Source organism: Streptomyces sp. SID13726 (genome assembly GCF_010548375.1).
In the GTDB taxonomy this organism is placed as follows: Bacteria; Actinomycetota; Actinomycetes; order Streptomycetales; family Streptomycetaceae; genus Streptomyces.
Map to the genome: position 1 here is coordinate 1 of NZ_JAAGLY010000101.1, position 715 is coordinate 715.

At 71.6% G+C, this 715-nt stretch carries 1 protein-coding gene; it reads left to right on the top strand.

Annotated features, from left to right (window positions below; translation table 11 throughout):
- A partial coding sequence (locus G3I78_RS46565; RefSeq protein WP_164436640.1) for a HipA domain-containing protein occupies positions 1-715 on the top strand: 715 nt, incomplete at both ends.

Consider the following 715-nt stretch of genomic DNA (forward strand, 5'->3'; position numbering starts at 1 on the left):
TCTCGCGGACCCGCGCGCGATCAGCCTCTACGGGCCGACACTGCCCTTGCGCGACGACTGGATAGAACCACCTGACGGCTGGACGATCGCCCCCAACCTGCGCGACGCCGGACCTGATGCGTGGGGGCAGCGCGTCATCCTGGACCGGCTGCACGGTCACCGCGGCTCGACGGCGGACGTCACCGACATCGACGAGCTCACCTACCTCCTGCTGTCGAGCTCGAACCGGATCGGCGGGCTCGACTTCCAGGAGTCGTCGCGCCAGTACGTCCCTCGTGACGAGACCGCTGCGCTGGACGAGCTGTTCGACGCAGCGTCCGCCCTGGAGCGCGGCCAGGAGCTCACCCCCGCGCTGCGTGCCGCACTCGAGTCAGGAACCGGCATCGGCGGCGCGCGGCCGAAGGCGAACCTCGTCGACCACGGTCGCCAGCTCATCGCGAAGTTCACCTCCTCCTCGGACACGTTCCCCGTGGTCCAGGCGGAGGCCGTCGCGATCCACCTCGCCCGTTCGGTCGGCATCGTCGTACCCCGGGCGGACGTGGTCAGGTCCCGGGGCCGGTGGGCGCTCGTCGTCGAACGGTTCGACCGAGATGCCCTCGGTGCGCGCCGGATCGTCGTCAGCGGCCTGACCTTGACCGGCCTCACCGAGTCGACCGCGCGCACCGGGACCTACCCCGAGCTGGTCGACGTGCTCCGCGCCCAGGGGGCCGGCGCC